This window comes from Christiangramia forsetii KT0803, assembly GCF_000060345.1.
Classification (GTDB): Bacteria; Bacteroidota; Bacteroidia; order Flavobacteriales; family Flavobacteriaceae; genus Christiangramia; species Christiangramia forsetii.
On record NC_008571.1, the window covers coordinates 2,466,632 to 2,492,201 of the forward strand.

Annotated in this window: 20 protein-coding genes; 11 read left to right on the forward strand and 9 right to left on the reverse strand. The window is 36.7% G+C overall.

Translation table 11 applies throughout. The annotated features are described in order from the left end of the window. Positions 1-203: 203 nt before the first annotated feature. Positions 204-2,525, reverse strand: a complete 2,322-nt coding sequence (locus GFO_RS10945) for an ATP-dependent helicase (protein ID WP_041250347.1) — start codon at positions 2,523-2,525, stop codon at positions 204-206. A gap of 156 nt (positions 2,526-2,681) precedes the next feature. On the opposite strand from GFO_RS10945, the gene GFO_RS10950 reads away from it, so the two are divergent. The 4 genes from GFO_RS10950 to GFO_RS10965 are packed head-to-tail and all read left to right on the forward strand — an operon-like array spanning position 2,682 to position 6,632. Then, a complete protein-coding gene (locus GFO_RS10950; RefSeq protein WP_011710192.1) occupies positions 2,682-3,218 on the forward strand; it encodes a DsrE family protein in 537 nt (178 codons plus the stop codon). Positions 3,219-3,221: 3 nt separating this feature from the next. Further along, the gene (locus tag GFO_RS10955; protein WP_011710193.1) at positions 3,222-4,502 is read left to right on the forward strand and encodes an amidohydrolase; all 1,281 of its coding nucleotides are present in this window, start codon (positions 3,222-3,224) and stop codon (positions 4,500-4,502) included. Next, on the forward strand, positions 4,502-6,097 hold the full coding sequence (locus GFO_RS10960) for an FMN-binding glutamate synthase family protein (RefSeq protein WP_011710194.1): 1,596 nt from the start codon (positions 4,502-4,504) through the stop codon (positions 6,095-6,097). The genes GFO_RS10955 and GFO_RS10960 overlap by 1 nt, the downstream gene beginning before the upstream one ends. Before the next feature lie 13 nt (positions 6,098-6,110). After that, a complete protein-coding gene (locus GFO_RS10965; protein ID WP_011710195.1) occupies positions 6,111-6,632 on the forward strand; it encodes a DUF7935 family protein in 522 nt (173 codons plus the stop codon). Here the strand turns inward: GFO_RS10965 and GFO_RS10970 are convergent. The 3 genes from GFO_RS10970 to GFO_RS10980 are packed head-to-tail and all read right to left on the reverse strand — an operon-like array spanning position 6,616 to position 10,560. Continuing rightward, complete coding sequence (locus GFO_RS10970) at positions 6,616-7,542, reverse strand: patatin-like phospholipase family protein (protein WP_011710196.1); 927 nt, start codon at positions 7,540-7,542, stop codon at positions 6,616-6,618. The genes GFO_RS10965 and GFO_RS10970 overlap by 17 nt on opposite strands. Next, positions 7,542-8,444 carry a patatin-like phospholipase family protein gene (locus tag GFO_RS10975; RefSeq protein ID WP_011710197.1) on the reverse strand — a complete coding sequence of 301 codons (903 nt, stop codon included), beginning with the start codon at positions 8,442-8,444 and terminating at the stop codon, positions 7,542-7,544. Before GFO_RS10975 ends, GFO_RS10970 begins: the two co-directional genes overlap by 1 nt. A gap of 1 nt (position 8,445) precedes the next feature. Then, positions 8,446-10,560, reverse strand: coding sequence for a M1 family metallopeptidase (locus tag GFO_RS10980; protein ID WP_041250348.1), 2,115 nt, complete (start codon positions 10,558-10,560; stop codon positions 8,446-8,448). Positions 10,561-10,686: 126 nt separating this feature from the next. On the opposite strand from GFO_RS10980, the gene recG reads away from it, so the two are divergent. From recG to pheT, 3 genes are all read left to right on the forward strand, one after another. Beyond that, complete coding sequence (gene recG / locus GFO_RS10985; protein ID WP_011710199.1) at positions 10,687-12,786, forward strand: ATP-dependent DNA helicase RecG; 2,100 nt, start codon at positions 10,687-10,689, stop codon at positions 12,784-12,786. Between the two features lie 416 nt (positions 12,787-13,202). Continuing rightward, a complete protein-coding gene (locus GFO_RS10990) occupies positions 13,203-14,111 on the forward strand; it encodes a tetratricopeptide repeat protein (RefSeq protein WP_011710200.1) in 909 nt (302 codons plus the stop codon). 251 nt (positions 14,112-14,362) lie between these two features. Next, the gene (pheT, locus tag GFO_RS10995) at positions 14,363-16,789 is read left to right on the forward strand and encodes a phenylalanine--tRNA ligase subunit beta (protein ID WP_011710201.1); all 2,427 of its coding nucleotides are present in this window, start codon (positions 14,363-14,365) and stop codon (positions 16,787-16,789) included. A gap of 88 nt (positions 16,790-16,877) precedes the next feature. Here pheT and GFO_RS11000 read toward each other — a convergent pair whose 3' ends face one another. Continuing rightward, on the reverse strand, positions 16,878-17,456 hold the full coding sequence (locus GFO_RS11000; RefSeq protein ID WP_011710202.1) for a DUF4136 domain-containing protein: 579 nt from the start codon (positions 17,454-17,456) through the stop codon (positions 16,878-16,880). A gap of 130 nt (positions 17,457-17,586) precedes the next feature. Then, on the reverse strand, positions 17,587-18,153 hold the full coding sequence (locus GFO_RS11005; protein ID WP_011710203.1) for a fasciclin domain-containing protein: 567 nt from the start codon (positions 18,151-18,153) through the stop codon (positions 17,587-17,589). 170 nt (positions 18,154-18,323) lie between these two features. Between GFO_RS11005 and GFO_RS11010 the strand changes: the two genes are divergently transcribed. The 3 genes from GFO_RS11010 to GFO_RS11020 all read left to right on the forward strand — a co-directional run bounded on the left by GFO_RS11010 (position 18,324) and on the right by GFO_RS11020 (position 19,565). Beyond that, entirely contained in the window at positions 18,324-19,049 is a 726-nt protein-coding gene (locus tag GFO_RS11010) for a hypothetical protein (protein WP_011710204.1), read from the forward strand. 71 nt (positions 19,050-19,120) lie between these two features. After that, a complete protein-coding gene (locus tag GFO_RS11015) occupies positions 19,121-19,363 on the forward strand; it encodes a putative signal transducing protein (RefSeq protein WP_011710205.1) in 243 nt (80 codons plus the stop codon). Next, a complete protein-coding gene (locus tag GFO_RS11020; protein ID WP_041250105.1) occupies positions 19,356-19,565 on the forward strand; it encodes a hypothetical protein in 210 nt (69 codons plus the stop codon). The genes GFO_RS11015 and GFO_RS11020 overlap by 8 nt, the downstream gene beginning before the upstream one ends. A gap of 45 nt (positions 19,566-19,610) precedes the next feature. Here GFO_RS11020 and GFO_RS11025 read toward each other — a convergent pair whose 3' ends face one another. Next, positions 19,611-20,621 (reverse strand): 3-oxoacyl-ACP synthase III family protein, encoded by a 1,011-nt coding sequence (locus tag GFO_RS11025; protein WP_011710207.1) that lies wholly within the window; start codon positions 20,619-20,621, stop codon positions 19,611-19,613. A gap of 135 nt (positions 20,622-20,756) precedes the next feature. On the opposite strand from GFO_RS11025, the gene GFO_RS11030 reads away from it, so the two are divergent. Next, a complete protein-coding gene (locus GFO_RS11030) occupies positions 20,757-23,225 on the forward strand; it encodes a S9 family peptidase (protein WP_011710208.1) in 2,469 nt (822 codons plus the stop codon). 221 nt (positions 23,226-23,446) lie between these two features. Here GFO_RS11030 and GFO_RS11035 read toward each other — a convergent pair whose 3' ends face one another. Both GFO_RS11035 and GFO_RS11040 read right to left on the reverse strand, forming a co-directional pair. Beyond that, positions 23,447-24,754: an ABC1 kinase family protein gene (locus tag GFO_RS11035; protein ID WP_011710209.1), complete on the reverse strand. Its 1,308-nt coding sequence runs from the start codon at positions 24,752-24,754 to the stop codon at positions 23,447-23,449. 15 nt (positions 24,755-24,769) lie between these two features. Further along, positions 24,770-25,441 (reverse strand): TetR/AcrR family transcriptional regulator, encoded by a 672-nt coding sequence (locus GFO_RS11040; RefSeq protein WP_011710210.1) that lies wholly within the window; start codon positions 25,439-25,441, stop codon positions 24,770-24,772. Positions 25,442-25,570 lie beyond the last annotated feature (129 nt).

A 25,570-nucleotide genomic window follows, 5' to 3' on the forward strand; every position in this document is an offset into this window, starting at 1 on the left:
GCCCTTTATCAATTTAGGGTAATTTACAGGTATGCCATAAAACAATTAATTCGTTTTTTTCTGAATATATGGCAAAAAAAAGAGACCCGTAAGGTCTCTTAAAAACATTGTTTTTGTTTGGTTTTGAGATTATAATAAAGGTAGGGCTCTATTCCACTCTCTATGCGAATATATGTAAAAAATACATGTTTGCAAATAACTGACTATGAAAGTACTTTTAACTTGGCAAAACGTAACAATAATTTCTTAATACCCCCCTGATCAAACTCTATCTCTGCTTTTCTGTCCTGCCCTACTCCTTCTAATTTCATCACCGTTCCTCTTCCAAAGCGCATATGTTCCACTTCATTTCCTTCAGCAAGGTCTAATGTATTTCTAGCTTTTGAAGGTTCAGTGGCTGCTGGTTTTAATTTTCTCAGTTTCCGAAGTTGCTCTTCGGAAGGTTTATGTGCTGGTGGCGGAGTTCCACTTTTAGGTTTCGTTTGACGTAATTTGCTTTTATCTACCGCATCACCAAAAATATCGGTGTCTATCAGAGGTTTATATTTATAATCATCCTGCGGCACCATTAAGTCGAGATATTGATCGTCTATTTCTTCAATAAAACGGCTGGGTTCTGCATCCACAAGTTTTCCCCAGCGATACCTGGATAACGTATACGTTAAATAAGCCTGTTTCTCTGCCCTGGTTATAGCCACATAAAAAAGTCGTCGCTCCTCTTCCAGCTCACTTCGTGTATTCATACTCATCCCTGATGGAAAAAGGTCTTCCTCCATCCCTACAATATATACGTAAGGAAATTCCAGACCTTTAGCTAAGTGAATGGTCATCAAGGCTACTCTATCATCATCTCCGGTATCATTATCAAGATCTGTGGCTAGCGCAACATCTTCCAGAAATTCAGAAAGTGATCCGGTTGCATCTGCCAGTTCTTTCTGTCCCTCAACAAAATCCCGCATTCCGTTAAGTAACTCTTCAATATTTTCAATTCTGGCAATACCTTCCGGAGTACCATCTTTTTTAAGTTCCTGAACTAATCCTGTTTTTTTTGTGACAGTTTCGGCAATTTGAAAAGCATCGCTGGTTTCATTCATGATCGCAAAACTGCGTATCATATTTACGAAATTCACCAGTTTAGTTTGAGTTCCCCGATTAATTTTAAGTTCCAGCTTATCAATGTTCTTAATAACTTCAAACATGGATATCTTATGCTGATTGGCTGCAATTGCCAACCTATCCATTGTGGTTTGTCCGATTCCGCGGGAAGGATAATTTATGACTCTTTTTAGGGCTTCCTCGTCTTTTGGATTTAAGATCAACCGTAAATAGGCAAGCACATCTTTGATCTCTTTTCTTTGGTAAAAAGAAAGTCCGCCATAAATTCTATAAGGAATATCTTTTTTCCGAAGCGCATCTTCCATCGCCCTACTCTGGGCATTGGTTCTATAAAGAATCGCAAAATCACCATTATCCATCTGATTTTGCATTTTGTTCTCAAAAATAGAACTCGCTACATATCTTCCTTCTTCACCATCTGTAAGCAATCTATTTACAATGATCTTTGGACCATCTTCATTTGCCGTCCAAACTATTTTATCCAGTTTCGTCTGGTTCTTGTCAATAATGGAGTTCGCAGCCTCTACGATATTTTTAGAAGAACGATAATTCTGTTCCAGTCGGTACATCTGTACATTATCATAATCCTTCTGGAAATTCAGAATGTTATTAATATTCGCTCCGCGGAAAGCATAAATACTTTGCGCATCATCTCCAACCACGCATATATTCTGAAACTTATCTGAAAGTGCTCTTACAATTAAATACTGGGAATGATTGGTATCCTGATACTCATCCACCAGAATATATTTAAACCTGCTTTGATATTTATGCAGTACTTCCGGAAAACGATTTAAAAGTTCATTGGTTTTCAGAAGAAGATCATCAAAATCCATCGCTCCGGCTTTAAAACATCTATCTACATATGCTTTATAAATTTCTCCTAAACGTGGTTTTTTAGACATCGCATCGGCTTCCTGAAGTTCAGGATTCTGAAAATAGGCTTTTACGGTAATAAGACTGTTCTTATAAGAAGAGATGCGGTTATAAACCTGCTTATATTTATAAACATCCTTATCCAGCCTCATTTCTTTTATAATCGCCCTGATCACACTATGCGAATCCTGCGTATCATAAATGGTGAAATTTGAAGGATATCCCATCTTATCTGCTTCAAACCTTAAGATCTTGGCAAAAACCGAATGGAAAGTTCCCATCCATAAATTTTTAGCCTCACTACTCCCAACGATCTTGGAAATACGCTGCTTCATTTCCCGTGCTGCCTTATTGGTAAAGGTTAGCGAAAGGATATTGAAGGCATCTACCCCCTGATTCATTAGATAAGCGATTCTGTAAGTAAGCACCCTCGTTTTACCGGAACCTGCTCCGGCAATTACGATCATAGGGCCATCTTTTTGCAGCACCGGAGCCCTCTGTGCATCATTCAATTCAGCTAAATAAGCTTCCAAATTTTCTCCGTTTTTAAAAACTGAAAGGTAACTAAAATGCACAAAAAAGGAAACCAGACTGCAAGCGTTTTTTAAACAATTAAGTTTATTGGCGGGCGCAAAGGATTATAATTTAATATCTTTAAAATCCTAAATCTAAAGATTCTAAAAACATTCATGAAAAAAGCACTTTTTCTCCTTTTCATTTTATTCTCAACAACTTCGAATTCTCAGGAATTAGAACCCGGGAATGTGATTCCTCATTTTGGTAAAACTTTTAACGTTGAATCTCCAGAGTTTAAAACTGATACCACGTCGGTTTTAAAAGTGGTTTTTGATGTAGATAGAAATTTTAAAGCATCAGAACCGAATGCGCTTATTGAAACTGCTGCCAGGTTTCTAAATATGCATGAAAAAGCCGGCGTTGACCCTAAAAATATGAAAGTCGCTTTAGTGCTTCACGGCAAAGCTGTGCATGATGTTTTGAAAGATGAATTTTACGCAGAGATAAATCCCGAAATTTCACAAAATCCAAATCTTCCTCTAATAGAAGCTCTTACAAATAAAGGAGTACAAATTATTCTTTGCGGGCAAAGTGCTACCTACCATAAAGTTTCAAAAGAGAAGGCCAGCAAAAATGTAAAATTTGCATTATCGGCTATGACGGCATTGGTTCAATTACAAAATAATGCTTACCAACTTATTAAATTTTAAATTATGATTTTAAAAAAATACTTATTGATCTGTGGAATACTATTTACCTGTATTTCTCAAGCTCAGAAAAATATTCCTGCGGAAGCATTTAAGAATATTGAAGATAAAGTAATTGAATGGCGAAGAGATTTTCATGAGCATCCTGAACTTTCAAATAGAGAATTCAAGACTGCGGAAAAGATCGCAGCTCATTTAAATGCCCTGGGAATTGAAACCCAGACTGGAGTTGCAAAAACCGGAGTAGTAGGAATCTTAAAAGGTGATAATCCAGGAAAAACTCTGGCACTAAGAGCCGATATTGATGCTTTACCGGTAACTGAAAATAATGACCTCCCCTTCAAATCTAAAGTGAAAACAGAATTTCTGAATGCTAAAACCGGAGTGATGCATGCCTGTGGTCATGATACTCACACGGCAATTTTAATGGGTGTTGCAGAAATTCTTTCAGAAAATAAAGATAAGATCAATGGCACTGTGAAGTTTATTTTTCAACCTGCGGAAGAGGGACCACCACCGGGAGAAAAAGGTGGTGCTTCATTAATGATAGAGGAAGGTGTTCTTAAAAATCCGGATGTTGATGCCATATTTGGTTTGCATATAAATGCTGCCACTCCCGTAGGAACCATCAAATACAAACCGGAAGGGACTATGGCCGCCGTAGAAAGATTTGTGATCAATGTAAAAGGAATGCAAGCGCATGGTTCAGCTCCCTGGAGCGGTGTAGACCCAATTCTAATTTCAGCTAAAATCATCGACGGACTACAAACAATTATTAGCCGAAATGCGGAACTTACGGAGTCGGCTTCGGTAATCACCGTAGGAAAAATCACCAGCGGAGTTCGATTCAATATCATTCCTGAAACTGCTGAAATGATTGGAACGGTAAGAACATTAGATCCAAAAAACAAAGAATTAATTCTAAAGAGGATGCGGGAAATGGTTCCGGCAATCGCCGCTGCTTATGGTGGGGAAGCCACCATCGAAATTCAGAATAATACAGCGATAACTTATAACGATCCTGAATTGACTATTAAAATGCTTCCAACTTTAAAGAATGTGGCAGGGGCAGAGAATGTGAATCTCATGAAAGCGACAACCGGTGGAGAAGATTTCTCTTTTTTCCAGGAAGAAGTTCCCGGTTTCTATTTTTTCCTTGGAGGTATGCCTAAAAACGGAGAACCTACCAGGCACCATACTCCAGATTTCTTTATTGATGAAAGCGGATTATTACTGGGAGTACAAACAATGACACAACTTACCTTAGACTATTTAAGTAACGAGTAATGCAGGAATTTTTAAGTTTTATAGCTATCATTCCATGGTGGGGATGGCTTTTGATATTTCTAATTTTGGTGGGGATTTCAGATATCTTTCTGAATAAGAAACACACTATTATGCACAATTTTCCGGTGGTTGGGCATATGAGGTATTTTCTGGAAAGCATTGGTCCTGAATTAAGGCAATACATTGTGGCCAATAACAGGGAAGAGCTGCCTTTTAATCGTAGAGAACGTGGCTGGATCTACGCTTCTGCCAAAAATGAAAATAATTATGAGGGTTTTGGTACCGATCAGGATATATTTTCAACACATTATATCTTCATTAATAATGCGCTTTTACCTTACAAACTTCCGCAAGGCCATCCTAACATACAAAATTCAGGATTAATCCCCTGCGCTAAGGTTATGGGTGCCTGGAATAAACGAGAAAGGCCTTACCGCCCGGCATCCATTATTAATATTTCTGCGATGAGCTACGGTTCACTTTCAGCTAAAGCGATAGAATCGCTAAATGAAGGTTGCAAACTTGCCGGGGCTTTCCATAATACCGGCGAAGGCGGACTTTCTCCATATCACAAAAAAGGAGCCGATGTTGTCTTTCAGATAGGTACCGGCTACTTTGGGGTTCGGGATGAAAACGGCATTTTTTCTATGGAAAAACTGGTGCAACTTGTAAAAGACAATCCACAGGTTAGGGCTATTGAACTTAAGTTATCTCAAGGTGCCAAACCGGGTAAAGGGGGAGTTTTGCCAGCTGCAAAAATTTCAAAAGAAATTTCAGAAATTAGAGGGGTTCCTATGGGCAAAGATGTAATCTCTCCGGCATATCACCACACTTTTGATACCATTGAAGGAATGGTTGAATTTGTAGAAAAGATTGCAAAAGCAACAGGCTTGCCCACGGGAATCAAATCGGCTGTAGGGCAATTAAAAGACTGGGAAACACTTGCCAGGATCATGCAGGAAAAAGATCTTGGTCCCGATTTTATTTCTATAGATGGCGGAGAAGGTGGAACGGGCGCAGCGCCCCCTAGCTTTGCTGATCATGTTTCACTGCCCTGGATCTATGCATTTACAGATGTTTATAAGATTTTTCAGAAATATAAATTAACCAATCGCATCGTTTTTATAGCTTCCGGTAAACTTGGGTTTCCTGCAAAAGCGGCCATGGCATTTGCTCTTGGGGCAGATTGCATCAATGTAGCCCGCGAAGCGATGATGAGTGTTGGTTGTATTCAGGCACAAAGTTGCCATACCAATACCTGCCCAACCGGCGTTGCTACCCAAAATAAATGGTTACAATCCGGTATTAATGTAAAGGATAAGGCAATGCGTACAAATTTCTATTTTGTGAAATTTAGAAAAGAGCTTTTACAAATAAGTCATGCCTGTGGCTACGAGCACCCCTGCCAGTTTAATACCGATGATGTAGATATCAACCTCAGCGATAAGAATCTTGCAAAAACTCTGGCTACCACTTTTTCATACCATAAAGATGCAGTAAATTTCGGATCTGTTAAGGAGTTGGTGGAATGTGCTCATTTAGGCGGAAACCTTAATCTTGAGCATTTACAAAAAACAGAAAAAGCAATAGACTAAATTTTATTACCTAATGAACGAATCTGAAATTCTTGATCTTTTATTTGCCATTTTGCCGGCGATTATTGTTGGATTGGTTTCTTTTTATTTTTTTCATTCTTACTCAAAAAATGAGGAAAACAGAAGGAGATTTCTCCTGCTAAGAGAAAAACAGAAAACTGCTTTACCCATACGTTTGCAGGCCTATGAAAGGCTGGCTCTTTTTCTGGAAAGAATCTCACCAGGAAAAATTTTATTTAGGGTTCAGGCCACTTCAGAAGAAGCTGAAGCTTATGCAAACCTTCTTATTGCTAATATTGAACAGGAATTTGAGCATAATCTTGCGCAACAAATCTATGTAAGCAATGAATGCTGGGATTATATAAAGACCGCAAAAAATTCGATTATTACAAGTCTTAGAAAAGCAGCCGCAAAGGAAGATATTTCTACTGCTGATGAACTTCGTGAAATAGTTCTAAAAAGTCTAATGGATAAACAACCTCCTACAGATGCTGCTTTATCTTATATTAAGAAAGAAGTTAGAAGCCTAGCTTAAACCAGGAAGATTTAGCCGCAGCTTTTTTTTCCATTTCTTTCTTCTCTGCATATTCGTAGCCTTGTTGCCACCACTCGGTCATGGCTTTTTTATTAAATACCAGTGAATTTTCGGTAAGTTTTGTGGGTGTATAATAGATATTCAGCTTTACCTTTTTATTCATTGCGGCTAACTTACCCTCTACTATATCATGATACTCTACCTGGTCCAGCAAAAACCCAAAAAGGTTCACCATTAAGGAAAATGGATTTTTCCCTAAAACCTTATTATATTCCATATTCTCGGCTTCAAGAATAATCGCATCTACTTCTGTTGCTCCTCTCTTTATAGCTTCCCTAATAGGAACTACACAACCAAGTCCGCCATCAGCATACTCAAATCCATCTTTTTTTGCAAGGCTCATAAACGGGATATAGTTACAACTTATCCAGATCCATTCACAGAAATCATCATATTCAAAATCATGAATTGACTTATATTCCACTCTGTTTTTAGAAAGATTGGACACAGTTACCACAACATCTTTCACCTTACTTTTAAGTTGATTGAAATCCTGATGTGAAAAATTCTTCCGAATATTTCTCTTTAAAGCTTTACTCTCCCCAAATGTTCTTCGTTGCCTAACGAATTGCCAGAACATATTGAAATAATTAATAGTTACATACTGCCGACCATCCTTCTTTTTTACCACAAATGGGTTGATGCTAAAAATCTTTCGCTGATTAACGTTTGTATATATATCGTAAACCTTTTGAATATTCCCGGCTGCCAGATGAGGAATTAACAGGCTCCCGGTAGAAGTTCCTAGAAAAAGATCATAGTTGCGATTTTGTTCCTGAATAAGATACTGAGCAACGCCACCCGCAAAGGCTCCTTTGCTCCCACCTCCAGATATCACTAATGCACGCATTAAGGTTCGATTTGGTTTAACTCTTTATTTCTATGTTTTGCGAATTCATAACCGCTCTCCCACCAGATTTTCATTTTCTCTTCATCAAAAATAAGGGAATTGGTAGTCAAAACACTTGGAGTATAATAAAAATTAAGGATCGCATCTTTATTAGCTGCTGAAAATTTTCCAATCTTAATATTCTGCGATTCTATTCGGTCTAACATAAACGCAAACAAGTTCGTAATCAAGGAAAATACGTTTTTTGATGGCATTCTATTGAAGTAGGTTACCTCGGTTTGTAAGATAATCGCATCAATTTCAGTAGCTTCCCTTTTAATCGCTTCCTCTATGGGAACCATGGAACCCAGCCCACCATCTGCATATTCACATCCATTTTTTTTAACTAAACTCATGAAGGGGGTATAGTTACAGGAGATCCATATCCATTCAATAAAATCTTCATATTCGTAATCCCTGATAGATTTATACTCTACTTCATTCAGTGACAGGTTGGATACCGTCACAACAATTTCTTTGGGTCCGGCCTTTAATTCTTCAAATTCTTCTTTTGTAAAGGTTTTCTTAATCAGCTTCTTGAGATTGAGACTCTCTCCAAAGGTCTTTTTTCCTTTTAAAAAATTCAGCAGTACTTTAAAGTGATTGATAGTAATATTTTCATAACCGTGTTTCTTTTTTATCAAAAATGGACGGTTACTGAATATACTGGATTGGTTTACGGAAGTAAAAATTTTCTTCACTTTATCGGCTTTTCCCAAGGCCATATGAGCTATTAAAAGACTTCCGGTAGAAGTTCCAATAAAAAGGTCGTAATCCTTTTTAAGTTCCTCAGTTAGATATTGGGCCACACCTCCTGCAAATGCGCCCTTACTACCACCTCCTGAAATCACAAGTGCGCGCATATTATCCGTTAATTTTAGATCTTAAATAAGAAGTATCATTTTCAGCCATATTTTCTGATATTTCTACCAATTTAAGCCTGTATTCTTCATTTTTCAGAAGCTCATTTAGCAATTGCCTGCAATAATCCCTGAAACCGTAGGTATGATGCTTAGTTCCTTTAATCAGGCTTTCAAGGCTTGGAGTATTGAATGCTCCAATTTGATATAAATAACTGAAGGCATTTTCCCGTACCTGAAATGGCCGCCAGGTTGCCGTATAACCCGCTAACTCTTCATAATAATCTTCAGTAAGTTTCGGCTCAAACTCAGGAGTCACCAGGTTTAAAGTTAACCAAAGCATTCTGATATTCTTATTATAAAAGCCATCCAAATTTCGGGTTTGTTCCAGATATTTTGCTCTATCTTCCGGAAACTGTTCCCATAATTTAAACAAAGCTGCTTCTATAGTTAAATAAGATTCGTCTTTCAGCAAAGATTCAAATTCAGATTTTAGAGATTCTGGAATTGGTTGCATGGTTCTGGCAATTGCCTGTCGCACAAATATATTATTGGTTTCAAATGCTTTTTTATAAAGAGCTGTAGCCTGTTGCGTTTGAAAACCGGCGAGTTGATTTACCGCTTCCTGGCCAATATAATCGTTTACCGGAAAATCCAGAACATCCTCTAAATATTCAAATTTTTGATCTAAAGCGGTCTCTCTTAATGCCGCCATATTTAAATAATTAGTTATAAAATCTGATTTCTTCAAAGACTCCAAAGACTGAGTTGCTTTAAATGCAGACTGCTCCAACCAGTCTTTTACAAACTGTGAAAGATCCATCCCAGAAGCCATTTCCATCTCGGCGATGAAATTATTGGTCTCTACATTTTTAAAACTATAGAGCTCCAAATAACTTTTCATTCCTTTGCGGAAAGCTTCATCTCCTACTCTTTTCCTTAAAATATGTAGCGCCCAGGCTCCTTTTTGATAGAATGTCATCGAACTGGCCCTGGGATTTAAAAGCGATTGTCCTTTTCCTGAATCGCTAAGTTCTTTGAGACCTTCTGCTGTTTCGTATAATTTCCAATAATAATAGTCTTCCCCGAAAATTTTCTTTTCAGCAAGCAAAGCATAATAGGTTGCGAAACCTTCATGCAGCCAGTGATGCTGACCATTTTTTTCGGTTACCAAATTACCAAACCATTGATGGGCCAACTCATGAGCATTTACATTCACATAATTCCTATCCTTAAATCCGATGGAATCTGTTAAGAAAGATGAAGAAAAAATGGTGGTTCCTGTATTTTCCATACCTCCGTGTAAAAAATCCTGAACCGGTACCTGCTTATAATTTTGCCAGGGATAGGGCAATCCGATTTCGCTTTCCAGAAAATCAAATATTTCTGCAGAGTGCCTGTAAGTAGCTTCAAACAGCAATGAATCTTCCGGTGTGTAAAAAAGCTGAATTTCATCCCCACTTCCCGAAGTTATAGTTTGAGAATTATACGCACCGGCCGCCACTCCAACCAGATAGCTGCTCATAGGTCTGTCCATATCAAAGCTCCATACTCGAGTACTATCATTAACCCGCTCTACACTTTTTTGAATTCCGTTTGAAATAAGTTGATATTGACCCGGAAATTCAAAACTCAAGTCAAATTCTACCTTTTCTGTCATATCATCAAAACTGGGTAACCAGGTAGAAGTGTATTTGCCCTGTCCCTGAGTCCAAACCTGTCTTTTAGATCTATCAATTTCAGATGAATCCCAATTAATGAAATACATTCCGGCTTGCGGATTCACCGTATATTTAAGATTGAGTTTATTGTTTTTTGAAGGAAGAAAATTAGAAATAATATAAATTCCATTTTCATCGGAATGGTAGTTTGCAGTATTTCCGTTCAGGAGCACGTCTGTAAACCGCATCTTTTTTCCGTTTATAAAAAGTGTGTCTTCCTGTGCCAGAATATCAAAAGTATAAGTAACCTCACCATCAACTTTTGCTTCTGATGGTACTATCTTGATATAAGCATCAATATTCTTAAAGTCAAAATATTCGGTTTGGGAAAGTCCAAAATCCTGAGCCATTAAAGTAACTGACCAGAATAGGAACAAAAAAGCAAGTGTTTTTCGCATGTAAATTTGAAGAATAACTTCCGCAAAATACAAAATTGGGGTTTTAATACATAAATTTTACAGTTTAAACATCTTCTGGCTGAAGCAGCGGTTCAAAAATCAAACTGTTTTAATATCTTCGTTTTTATGATCCAAAATCTGTTGCAAACCCCTATTGAGTATTTAAAAGGCGTTGGACCAAATAGGTCTGAAGTGCTTAAAAAGGAACTTAATATTCAATATTACAGGGATCTAATCAATTTTTTTCCGAATCGATATATAGATAAAACAGGTTTTTATAAGATCAATCAGCTTCAGAGAAATTCTTCTGAGGTCCAGATCGTTGGAAAAATAACCCACCTTAAAATGGTGGAACAAAAAAGGGGAAAACGCCTGGTTGCAGATTTTATAGATGATACCGGTAAGATGGAGCTTATCTGGTTTCGGGGTCATAAATGGATTCGTGAAAACCTAAAACTGAACACTCCTTATGTGATCTTCGGAAAAACCAACTCGTACAATGGTGCTTTTAGTATGCCTCATCCAGAAATGGAACTGGTCGCAGATTACAAAAAAAACCTGAGACCTGCCATGCAGCCGATATATCCTTCTACTGAAATGCTTGGAAAGAAAGGGATTACCAACCGGGTAATCATGAAATTGATGCAGGAGGTATTACAGCAAACAGGTTTGAAATTTTCCGAAAGTTTAAATGCAGATCTCATTGATGAGCTAAAACTGATCTCTAAGGCTGAGGCGCTTTTCAATATCCACTTTCCAAAAAATCAGGAATTACTTGCTAAAGCTCAATTCAGATTAAAATTTGAGGAATTATTCTTTATTCAGCTTCAGCTACTTCGGAAGAATATGCTGCATAAGCAGAAGATCAAAGGTTTCAACTTTGACCAGATAGGTGAGTATTTTAATAATTTTTACCAGGAACATTTACCATTCGATCTCACCGGTGCTCAAAAACGAGTAATTAAGGAAATACGTGCAGATATGGGTAGCGGTGCCCAAATGAACCGACTGTTACAGGGAGATGTTGGTTCAGGAAAAACGATCGTAGCATTAATGTCTATGCTTATTGCTTTAGATAATGGGTTTCAGGCATGTTTAATGGCGCCAACCGAGATACTTTCTATTCAGCATTATCATGGTCTTGCAGAACTCTGCAAAGATCTTAATATTGAGATCTTCCTTTTAACGGGTTCAACTAAAACCGCTAAAAGAAGAGAGATCCACGAAAAACTGGAAAACGGCGAAATAGATATTTTAATAGGTACGCACGCACTTCTGGAAGACAAAGTGAAATTTAAGAATCTGGGGCTTGCGGTAATTGATGAACAACACAGGTTTGGTGTTGCCCAACGAGCAAAATTATGGAAGAAAAATCATATTCCGCCTCATGTTCTGGTAATGACAGCAACCCCAATTCCAAGAACATTGGCGATGAGTTTATACGGCGATCTGGATATTTCTGTAATAGATGAATTGCCTCCGGGCAGAAAACCCGTAAAAACGGTACATAGATTTGACAGCAACCGGCTTAAAGTTTTCAGGTTTATTAAAGAAGAGGTTCAAAAAGGAAGACAGGTGTATGTAGTATATCCTCTTATTCAGGAATCTGAAAAAATGGATTATAAAGATCTTATGGATGGCTATGAAAGTATTGCCCGCGAATTTCCAGAATTTCAGATCTCTATAGTTCACGGCCAAATGAAACCGGCAGATAAAGATTATGAAATGGATCGCTTTGTGAGAGCAGAGACCCAAATCATGGTAGCCACTACAGTTATTGAAGTTGGGGTAAATATTCCCAATGCCAGCGTTATGATTATTGAAAGTGCCGAAAGATTTGGTCTTTCTCAACTCCACCAGTTACGAGGAAGAGTTGGGCGCGGTGCAGAACAAAGTTTTTGTATTTTGATGACGGGACATAAGCTATCTAACGATAGTAAAACCAGGCTGGAAACCATGACCTCTACCAATGATGGTTTTGAAATAGCCGAAGTTGACCTTAAACTCCGAGGCCCGGGGGATCTTATGGGCACCCAGCAAAGTGGAGTACTTAATCTAAAAATTGCTGATATTGTAAAAGACAATTCTATCTTACAATTAGCCAGAAATTATGCTTCCCGACTGCTTAAAGCCGATCCCAACCTTTCACAGGAAAAGCATGTTATGGTAAAGAACGCTTTCGCCAGATTGGTAAAAAATAAAACTATATGGAATTATATCAGCTAAATAAGTCTCAATAAACTCGTTCGAACTTTTTCGAAAACTAATTTTTAGACAATTGAAATAGTTTAAGCAAGTTCAATAAAAAATCTTGCCAGGCAAAGGACCTATATTTTTTAAACATTCATTATCAAACAATTACTATTTTCCGTATATTTAAAGTATCCGAAAAAATTCTTACCAATACTTACTGCTACTTAAAAAGCATTTGGATTTTCTTTTATTAACCGAAATAACAATCAGTTTAGCTACTGATTTTCAATCTCAAAAGATGCTTTTTAAAAGATCTTTGAATTATCACTGAAGAAAATAAGGGTCTCCTACAATCCTTAAAATTTTAGCTCCGCCTTTTTATACCTGCGAAATTTTATCCCCATAAAATTCTGGAATCAATTTTTTAAAATCACATAAAAATAGAAATCATGAGTACAACTAGTAAAATTAAATTAGGCATTGGCTTACTGTTGATATGTTTCACTACATCACTGTTTGCTCAAACCGTACCTAAAGACGATATGGCTTCCAGCCTTTATGAAGTTTATAAAGAAAAAGGAGTAAAAGAAGCTCTAAAGAGCTATGAAAAGAATAACGTTAATAAGAATTATGAAGGACTGGCAGAGCCTCTAAATGTACTTGCCTACCGCTTAATGCAGGAGGACAACGATCTTAAAGGAGCAGAAACATTATTTCTGGCTCAAATAGAAGAATATCCGGAAGAAGCAAACCCATACGATTCTTATTCTGATGTACTTTTAGAGATGGACAAAAAGGACGAAGCTGTGAAATATATTGAAAAATCACTGGCAATCGCTGAAAAAACGAACCACGAGGAGAATGACCTAATCATAGAAGCAGGAAAAGCTAAAAAAGCTATTCTGCAAAACAAGGACAAACAGCTCAACTTTTTAGTAGGAAACTGGGATAATGAAACTAAAATCTTTCAAAACGGAGAGGAAGTTAATAATTCAAAAAGCTCAAATAACATTTCGTTTGATACCGGAGGTTCTATAATGATTGTGGATCATGATGATGGAAACGACAAACCATGTTGTAAACGAGTGATGGTCTATAATCCTGTTGATGATAATTTCGATGTGGCCTTTATGAATAGAAATCAGCCAAACGGCATAAATAATTCAACAATGTCTTTAAAAGAAATCGAGCCTGATCATTATGAAATGATCGAGAGATATACCAACAATGAAGATGAAATGGTTGAAGTGAAGCATGATATTATGAAAAAAGCAGATCAGGTTGAATGGATAACTTATAACTCCAGCGATTCGGGATGGGAAAAAGTAAGAACTATGAATTTAAAAAAGAAAGAATAAAATTTAAATTTTCAGTATAGAAAAGAAGAAGAGACTGTCTAAAAGGCGAAAGAACTTCATCCTAATCTTGTTTCAGAATTTTAACAAATTGCTATTCACTACATGTTAGAAGCCTGAAACAAGTTCAGTTTGACGAAAAAGGGGCTTTTAGACAGTCCCTTTTTTATGAAAATAGTTTAGAACAAAATTATTTTTCAGATTATGACAAAACCATTCGTAATACTATCTTTGCTGCCTGAAAAAGATTATCCATGAAGATTTCATATAACTGGCTAAAACAGTTCATTAAACTACCTGAAGAATCAGAGAAAACCGGAGAATTGTTAACCGACCTTGGGCTTGAAGTTGAGGGAATCTCAAGTTTTCAAAGTGTTAAGGGAGGCCTTGAAGGGATTGTAGTTGGCCACGTGCTTAGTTGTGAAGCACACCCTAATGCTGACAGATTAAAGCTTACAAAGCTGAATATTGGCAATGGCGAAGAGGTTCAAATAGTTTGTGGAGCACCAAATATTGGAGCTGGACAAAAAGTTCCTGTAGCTACTATAGGCACTGTACTTTATGATGAAAAAGGAGAATCCTGGGAGATAAAAAAAGGGAAGATTCGTGGAGAAGCTAGCTATGGAATGATATGTTCAGAAAAAGAACTGGGCTTAGGCCAAAGCCATGAAGGTATTATGGTGATGGATAATGAACTGGTTCCGGGAACCCAGGTAGCAGATATTTTTGAAGTAGAGAATGATGAGGTTTTTGAAATTGGCTTAACTCCAAACCGGGCAGATGCCATGAGCCACTGGGGCGTTGCCAGAGATCTTAAAGCAGGTTATCAGCAAATGGGTAAACATTTGGAATTAATCACTCCTTCGGTGAGTAGCTTTCATGTGGATAGCCGTAGTCTGAAAATTCAGATAAAAGTAGATGATTCAAATTTAGCGCCCAGATATTGCGGCGTTACCTTATCTGAGGTTAAAGTAGGGGAATCTCCAAAATGGCTTCAAAACAGGCTCAAGGCAATTGGTCTCACTCCAAAGAATAACGTGGTGGATGCTACTAATTTTGTAATGCATGAACTGGGACAGCCACTGCACGCTTTTGATGCAGGTAAAATAGCCGGAAACGAGATCAATGTAAAAACTCTAAAAGGTGGAACTAAATTTACCACTCTTGATGAGGTGGAAAGAGAATTGCACGAAGAGGACCTTATGATCTGTGATGCAGAAAAACCTCTTTGTATTGCTGGTGTTTTTGGAGGAATAGGAAGTGGTGTGACTGAAAACACTACTCAGATATTTTTAGAGAGTGCCTATTTTAATCCTGTTAGCGTTCGTAAGACTGCTAAAAGACATGCGATAAATACCGATGCTTCTTTCAGGTTTGAAAGAGGAATAGATATAAATTCAGTAGAATTTGCACTAAAACGAGCAGCACTATTGATAACAGAAATTGCAGGCGGCGAAATCACCAGTGATATTGACGATCTGTTTTTTAAGAAAATAGAAGATTTCCAGGTGTTCTTAACTTTCGAGAAGGTTAATAAACTTATCGGTGAAAACCTGGAAGAAGAAACTATTAAATCTATTCTTGCTTCTCTGGAGATCCGAGTAAATAATGTCACCGAAACCGGGATGGGACTCACCATTCCTTCATACCGCGTAGACGTTCAGCGTGAATCTGATGTCATTGAAGAGATCCTTAGAGTCTATGGATATAACAATATTAAATTTGGAGATAAACTTAGCCTTTCTGTAGCAAACTCTTCAAAATTTGAGGATTATAAGATACAAAACCTTATCGCTAATCAGTTAATTGGTCAGGGTTTCTATGAAACTATGGCAAATTCGCTTACCACCGCAAAATATAATAGGTTAAGTGAGGAATTAAAAGATGAATATCAGGTTGAAATGCTTAATCCCTTAAGCCAGGATCTTTCAGTTCTAAGACAAAGCATGTTATTCTCGGGACTTGAAGCGATAAGCTATAATATTAATAGAAAAAGAAATAATCTAAAGATCTTCGAATTTGGAAAAACCTATCATTCTTTTGTGGGTGGAAGGGAAGAAAACAAACACCTTACCCTATTCATTTCTGGCGAAAGAACTTCCGAAAGCTGGAATAGCGTTACTGGTAACGGAAATTTCTTTTATTTAAAAGGAGCGATTACTTCTATTTTTGAAAAATTAGGCCTTAGTGATTTGAAGAGTAAAGCTGCAAAAAGTGATATTTTTTCTGAAGGCCTTCAAATAAGTGGTAAAAAAGCCAAACTGGTTCAATTTGGAGTAGTTAAAAGATCAATTCTGAAAAATTTCGATATTGAGCAAGAAGTAGTTTTTGCTGATTTTAACTGGGACGAGGTAATTGATGCCGTTAGACAACAGAAAAAAAGCTTCTCTTCTATTCCAAAATATCCTAGTGTAAGGAGAGATTTTGCGCTGCTTTTAGACCAATCTGTTAGTTATGATGAGATTGAACAAATCGCCAGGCAAACTGAAAAGAAAATGTTGACAAAAGTTAATCTTTTCGATGTTTACGAGGGGAAAAATCTTCCGGAAGGCAAAAAGAGTTATGCAGTAAGTTTTGTATTTCAGGATGAACACAAAACACTTACAGACAAACAGGTTGATAAAATGATGAGCAAGCTTCAGTATCGATTTGAAAAAGAACTTAAAGCTGAGTTGAGATAATATATTCTATTGAAATTGGAAATATAGGTAAACATAAAAACCCGATGCAAAAGCATCGGGTTTTTGTTTAGGGTATAATTAATTGAACTTAATAAAGTTCTTTAAATATATCGTCTACATATTCCCTGACCTCGCGATCTATTCTTTTCTTTTCGATAGTTTCGTCAGTAGATCCTCTCCATAAAATTTCATTGGTTCTTCTATCTATAAAATCGATTACTATAGATCTTTCTTTATAAGGGATCTGGCTAACACGAGGTCCGTTGATTCTTTGGATCGTAAAATAATTATCATACATAACATCCTGATAATATGGCCCTATGTAAAAACCAGGACGATAATAAGGATAATTGGTATAAACTGGATTAGCATTTACAGCTACCTTCTCGTCAAACATTGGGTGAACGTGTATTAGGACATCAGGCTGCAATTTATCCAGACGAAATCCATTCTCACGCATATTTGCATTGATGGTTTCAATTATATTTTGATTAATTGCATCATTATTAAAATCCCTGCTAATTATCGTGTCCTTATTTGGCAGGTAAGCATAAGAGTCATAGGATTTTAATTTTTTGACATCATTCTTAGCGGTGGGACTACTAGATCCACAAGAAGCAATTAGTACCGTTACCAGAATTAATAAATTTATTTTTAAAAATTTCATAGCATTAAAATTTTTTATTTTATTCAAAATAGCCTTTAGGTATTCAACAAAAAAGACTTTTAGTTAGTTTGACTTTTATTTAACGGAAAAAGCGGCATTAAGCCGCTTTCGCAAATAAATCAATTGATTCCTATTTAGATGGGAGTAATACGGTATCAATAACATGAATCACACCATTAGATTGATTAACATCAGCTATAGTTACCGTTGCAACATTTCCAGCCGCATCCTTTAGTTTGACTTTATCTCCATCTAACATAGCAGAAATCTTAGCCCCATTAACCGTTGTAAAAGTTGCCTTACCATTTCCTTTTTTTATAGCCATCATCACATCTTTAGCCTTGAAATCACCGGCAAGTACGTGGTACGTTAAAACAGACTGAAGTTTCTTTTGATTCTCTTCTTTCAACAATGTTTCAACTGTTCCAGCAGGAAGTGCTTCAAAAGCAGCATTTGTTGGTGCGAAAACTGTAAAAGGTCCTTCACTTTGCAGAATCTCTACAAGATCGGCTGCTTTTACAGCGGCAACCAATGTTGTATGATCTTTTGAGTTTATAGCGTTCTCAACAATATTCTTGGAAGGATACATCTCTGCGCCACCCACCATTTTTGTTTTAGCCATATCTCCCTGACCAAAGGCAAACGTTCCTGCAAAAAGGAACATACTTAAAACAGTAAAAATTCTTAGATTTTTCATAATGTAGATTTAGTTATTTATAGTGAAAGTTACGAGCAAGGTTCTTAGACGGTTTTTAATAGCTTGCTAATTGGCTTAAGATTAACAACTAAAAAAAGAGCTTTTATGTAAAAAAAGTAATTGTAATTCAAATCTTAATTGTCTAATTTAGTGGAGCTAAAGAGAAGAAAATGAAGTTGATATTTCCCCGCACCGATATTAGAAAACAACTCCTTAAAGTTAGAAACAAAAACTTCAAGGAAGATCAAATCCTGAAACAGGTAACTGCCATTTTAGCTGAGGCGCAAGCTAAAGATGATATCGTATTGAAAGAATTACAGCAGGAAAGTAACGTAAACGAGAACGATTTTGATATTGACCTTCTAGAATCCGATCGCATATTTCATGTGAATGATATCTATACCATCTGCATTAATTATAGACTGAGATTTTTAGACACCCGTTTTTTTAAATCCAAAATACCATACGAAGCTTTGATGGAAATCAAAAAGTTAGAGCAGACCCATAAAATTTCCCTTAAAGGATTTAAAATTATTGCGCCATCCAGCCTATTTAAATTAGAAAACGCGGATGATCCGTTGCTATTTGCTCCTATCGGGAATGACTATTATTATCTAATTCACAAATGGGGGAATGATCTTCATCCATTTCGCAAACTCCTAATGTGGCCATTTAAAACACTGGAGAATTTCGCCGTCTTTCTTCTAGCCACAAGTTTTTTAACTGCCTTACTTATTCCAGAGGGTCTTTTTACTCCACAGCAAACTACTACTCAATTCTTTATGATCTTCTTTTTTGTATTTAAGTGGTTTGCAGGCTTATCTATCTTTTATGGTTTTAAAATGGGTAAAAATTTCAGTACAGAGATTTGGAACAGCAAATTTTATAACGCTTAAGTTAATTTCAGACTAAAAAATTACCATAGCCTGTAGCTTATTTGTAATTTAGATAGCTAAACTAGTATACAATGAGTGAAGAAGAAAAATATAGAAGAGTTTACACCGGTCCAAATACAAACGTTCAATATCTTCAGGAGTTATTTGAAAAATCAGGGATACATTCCCGGGTTAGAAACGATTTTGAATCCAGTATAAGGGCAGGTTTTGGCTCCACGCCGGGACAGGTTTTATTATTCGTTTTTAAAAAGGATTACGAAGAAGCTGTGAAAATTGCGAAAACTACTTTCCCTAAAGATTTTGACAATGCATAATCAGGAAATAGATACAGAGAACCAACAACCTAAAAAGAATATTTGGAACTTAGTATTGGGAATAGTTTTTTTGGGATACGGAAGTTTTAGACTTTATCAAAAAACACAATTGCAGGAATCTGATACCTTCGGAATTATTTTAGCTGTTGGCTTTATAATTTTTGGGATATACGATCTATACAAATATTTTAAAGGAGTATAGAAAGAAGGCTGTTTAAAACAGTTACTTTAAAAAGCCTCTATATTTTTACCATTTTATTATTGCACTACCCCAGGTAAAACCGCTACCAAAAGCTGCAAGTACAACAACATCTTCATCTTTCACTTTCCCTTCTTCCCAGGCTTCGGTTAATGCAATAGGGATGGATGCCGCTGTTGTATTTCCGTATTTCTGAATATTGTTATAAACTTGATCGTCTGAAAGTTTGAATTTCTGCTGAACAAATTGGGAAATTCTAAGATTCGCCTGATGTGGAACAAGCATATCAATATCTGAAACTTCCAAGCCGTTCGCTTTTAATCCTTCATTTATAACTTCAGAAAATCGTTGAATAGCATTTTTAAATACAAACTGTCCATTCATATAAGGATAATATGGAATATCATCACCCTGAGGGTTTTCAGCTATAATCTCCGGCACCCAGTGATTGGTGCTTGGTCCCTTTAAAGATAATTCCAATGCATGTTTTCCTTCAGAATGTAAATGCGTGGAAAGAATTCCCTGACCATTATGATCGCTTCTTGTTAAAACGGCAGCTCCTGCCCCATCCCCAAAGATTACCGAAACTGAACGTCCTCTATCGGTAAAATCGAGTCCCCCGCTATGGTTTTCACTTCCTATAACCAAAACATTTTTATACATCCCGGTTTTAATGAACTGATCGGCCACTGAAATTGCGTAGATAAATCCGCTACACTGATTACGTACATCTAATGCGGGGCAGGTATCTATTTCTAGCATTTCCTGAACCTGAACTCCACATCCAGGGAAATAATAATCGGGACTTAAAGTGGCAAAAACGATTAAATCTATATCGTCTTTTGAAATTTTTGAACGTTCCAAAGCAATTTTAGCAGCTTTCACGCCCATACTTGCTGTAGTATTGCCATCTCCTTTCTTAATATGCCGGCGTTCTTTTATTCCAGTACGTTCTGTTATCCACTCATCATTGGTGTCCATTTTTTTAGACAGATCATCATTAGTGACAACATTCTCTGGTACATATTTTCCTAATCCTGCAATTTTGGTTTGATACATGGACGATTTATTATGATATTAAAAATTATTCTTATTAAATTTAAGCAAAATGTAAAAAAATAGACGCGCAATATAATAAACATTAACATTCCAGATGTATCTGCCGTCCTTAAACTTTCATCTAAAATTCTATTTATGAAACGATTTTTTATTTGTCTTTCAGCTATGTTCCTGTTTGTTTCGGGAATGTTCGCCCAGGAAAACCTTGATTATCAGAAACCACCCAAAGAGATCCTGGAACTAATTGATGTGCCACTTGCTCCTGCAACTCTTATAGACAGTGATGCCGAAATGATGATCTTTCTATATCGAGATCAGTTTAAAAGTATAGCAGAACTCAGTGAAGAAGAAATGCGACTGGGGGGTTTAAGAATTAATCCCGTTACCAATATTAACAGCCGGGCAAGATACTACAACGACTTAAAGGTTAAGCCTGTAGATGGAAATCAGCCTATAGAGGTTACAGGTCTTCCTGAGGCACCGAGACTTACAAACTTTAGCTGGTCTCCAGATGAATCCATGATCGCTTTTACCCATACTACCGATAAAGGAGTAGAACTTTGGGTATTAAACATCGAAAATGCCTCGGCAAAGAAACTAACCGAAGGAACCCTGAATGCTAATATGAGAAGTACTATTAACTGGTTTAGAGATAATTCTGCTTTATTAGTTACCATGCTTCCCACCGACAGAGAAAAGTTAATTGACGCTGAAACTTCTGTACCCACAGGCCCTACCATTTCGGTGAGTGATGGAAAAGAAGCTCAGAACAGAACTTATCAGGATCTGCTCAAAAATCCCAATGATGAATACAATTTTGAACAACTTGCGAGATCTGCATTGATTAAAGTTAATTTAGACGGAACTACTTCTAAATGGATGGCTCCTAAGATGTACAGTGATATTTCCTTTTCGCCAGATGGAAAATATGTGATGATAACCAATATTAAAAAACCATTTTCATATCTGGTTCCGTATTATAGGTTTCCTTCTGAAACAACTATATATGATGCTTCAGGAAATTTGGTCAATATGATCAATGATGTCCCACTTATTGAAGATCTTCCTAAAGGTTTTATGGCAGAACGTGAGGGAAAAAGAGATTTTCAATGGCGGGATGACAAACCAGCCACTTTAGTGTATGTAACTGCCCTGGATGGTGGAGATCCTGAAGTGGAAGCTGAATACAGAGATGAATTTTTTCAAATAGAAGCACCCTTCAAAGGCAATGGAAAATCTATTTTGAAGGTTAAAAATCGCGGAAGCAGGATTTTATGGGGAGATGATGAAATAGCACTGGCTACTGACTACTGGTGGAATACTAGAAACACGAAAACATATGTTTTTAATCCTTCAGACTCTTCAGAAGATCCAGAAATCATTTTTGACAGAAATTACCAGGATGTTTATAACGATCCGGGAAGTTTTGTCACGACCAAAAATAAATTCGGAAGAAATATTCTAAAACTTGATGATGAGAACGCGTTTTTATTAGGTTCCGGTTTTACAGAAGAGGGACAATATCCATTTGTAGATAAAATTGATCTTGAAAATGGGAAAACTAAAAGATTATATCAATCTAAATTCGAAGATAAAAAAGAAAGTCTTGTAGAAGCACTGGATATAGAAGATGGAAAAATTTTAGTTAGAATTGAAGCCTCTACAGAATATCCTAATTATTACATACGAGATATAAACTCAGATGATAAATTAACTCAGATCACCTCGTTTGAAAACCCTTTCAAAAGTCTGGAAGATGTCAGCAAAGAAGTGATCACATACAAACGTGATGACGGTCTGGAACTGAATGCTACTTTATATCTTCCCGCCGGTTACGACAAAGAGAACCCCGAAAAGTTACCAATGTTGATGTGGGCTTATCCACGTGAATTTAAAGATAAAAATTCCGCTTCTCAGAATACATCTAATGCAAATGATTTCACGTATCCTTATTACGGTTCTCCTATTTACTGGGTCAACCTGGGATATGTTGTCTTAGATGATGCTTCTTTCCCAATTGTAGGTGAAGGAGATGAGGAGCCTAATGATACTTTTAGAAAGCAATTGGTAGCTAATGGAAAGGCGGCTATAGATGCAGTGGACGAAATGGGATATGTAGACAGAGACAGGGTTGCTGTTGGAGGCCATAGTTATGGTGCATTTATGACCGCTAATTTATTGTCACATTCAGATCTTTTTGCTGCAGGAATTGCGAGGAGTGGCGCTTACAACAGAACGCTTACGCCTTTCGGGTTCCAAAGTGAGGAAAGAAGTTATTGGGAAGCTCCGGAGGTCTATAATACCATGTCCCCGTTTATGCATACCGACAAGATGAAAACACCGCTACTACTTATTCATGGAGAAGCAGATAATAATTCCGGAACTTATCCTATGCAAAGTGAGCGTTATTTTAATGCTTTAAAAGGATTAGGTGCAACAGCAAGGCTGGTGATGCTTCCCAAAGAAAGTCATGGATATAGCGCAAAGGAATCTGTATTACATGTGTTATGGGAACAAAATCAATGGCTGGAGAAATATGTAAAGAACAGAAATTTAGAAGATGAAGATCAAGAGGAAATGCCTGAAGAAAGTTTGAAGAATTAATAAAATCAACTCTGATTAATAAAAGAGGCTGTCTAAAAATTAAATATCGTCATCCTGAATTTATTTCAGGATCTATAGATTACCAGTTTAAATTGGAAACTGAAACGAGTTCAGCTTGACGAAAAAGCAATTTTTAGATGGCCTCTTTTTCTTTTAAATAAGGAAGCGCAACCGATTGGGATCGACTACGCTTCCTAACAACCTAACCAATAAACCAACCATTAGAGATAAACTCTAAACTTATTAATATCAACTGTTGCTTTAAGATCGTGTAATAGATTATAAAGGCCAAAAAAGGTTCTACTCATATAGAGAAAGTGCCTGCTTCCCCTGTTTCCATTCATTTTTCGTAATTCAGGGTCTTTTGAATACTTTTCACTTAGCTCTGTAAGATGCTTCCAGAAATTTTCATCTGTAAAATCAAATGTCTCTGACTGATATGGGGTAGAAAACATCGTGAACATCTCGTGAAACATTTCTGAAAAGAATTCTTTCTCTTTATTTGAATCTTTTTGATTCAGAATTTCAAGTTCTAGCAACCTGTCATAAAAGAATTCCTGATTATTTAAATTTTTTCTATCTGTCAAGGAAAAATAAGGACTATAAAAATCATCAGGAATCTGTTTTATACATCCAAAATCAATGGCAATAAGGTTATTATTTTCATCTACCATAAAATTACCGGGATGAGGATCTGCATGCACCTGTTTTAAACCATGTATCTGGAACATATAAAAATCCCATAGTGCCTGCCCAATTTCATTTGCCAGTTCCTGATTATCATTCTGCTTTGCGAATTCGCTTAAATGAATACCATCCATCCAGTCCATTGTGATTATTCGCTCACTGGATAAATCTTCATAATACTTCGGGAACTTTAGATTAGGAATATGTTCACAAGCATTAGATATCAATTTGCTCTGCTTTACTTCCAGGATGTAATCTGTCTCCTCGAGAAGCTTCCCCTCTACTTCTTTAAAATATTTTTCAGAATCCTTGGCTTGCATATTGAACATCTTCAATGCAATTGGTTTTACCATGGCCAAATCTGAACTGATACTGTCTGCAACCCCCGGATATTGGATTTTCACAGCAAGTTTTCTCCCTTCTTTTGTAGCCTTATGCACTTGTCCGATGCTGGCTGCATTTACCGATTGGGCTGCAAACGTATCATATAAATCTTCAGGGTATTCCCCGTGATATTTCTTAAATGTCTTTCTAACTAACGGTGCTGAAAGTGGTGGAACACTAAACTGGGCCAGACTAAATTTTTCTACATAAGCCCCGGGCAGTAAGTTCTTTTCCATGGAAAGCATTTGTGCGACTTTAAGTGCACTGCCTTTTAGACTTTTTAATCCGTCATAAATATCAGAAGCATTGTCTTCATCTAATTCGTCTCTGGTAAGTTCTGAATTGAATGCTTTTTTCCCATAATATTTGAGGTAATTGCCACCAATTTTTACTCCGGTCTGCACCAGTTTTCCTGTTCTTCCTATTTTTCCCGTGGGTATTTTATCTATAGTTTTCATCTATTTCCTTCTGACTTATGCTTTTCTTTCTTTCCATAGAAATTTTCCCAGATCAACGATCCTTTCTAGTGGTGTATTATCAAATAGATCAAAAACGGTATGCACCGATTTCTCTATTGCTACATCTGTACTCTCAAAAGCTGCAGAATTGTCGTCCATCCAGAATTTCAGGAGAAAAAGAAACTGTACCCAGACTCCTTCAGAAAAGATCATTTCATTTTGTTGAAACAACTTCATAGATTTTTCGCTATTACCATCCTGAATGAGTGTTTTAGCATAACTCTTTATCCTTTTTCTAAGTGTTTTAAGCTGCTCCATATTTTTTAGAGGCGCCTCATTCTCATTTAAAGTATAAAGCACGTAGCTCCTGTTAGCGGTTAAAACCTCAAAAAATGTATAATAGAATGTGAGTAGTTTTTCACGATTTGGAAAGGAGGCATACTCCTTAGATTTTTCCATCACCTGAAGACTATTCTGGAAAAGTTTATCCCATATAGCTTTTCTCAAACCTTCAAAACTTCCAAAATGCTTGTAGAAGTCTCCCTCGGTCATATCGTTATCTTTCGCAAATTTATAGACACTTCTAGGAGTTTTTTCATGCTCCAGTACATAGTCCATATATAGTGCTATAAGTTTCTCTGCATCAGGTTTCTTATTCACTTTTGTATTTCCTGTCTTCTTTGCCATAATTTTTTGCTTCTATTCCAAAAATACAACTTTGTTTAGTTTAAATTAAAAAACATTAAACAAAAGTTTGTTAAAAATTCTATTCCTTTCAATATTTGAATTTTAGACGTGTGACAAGACGATTAATTA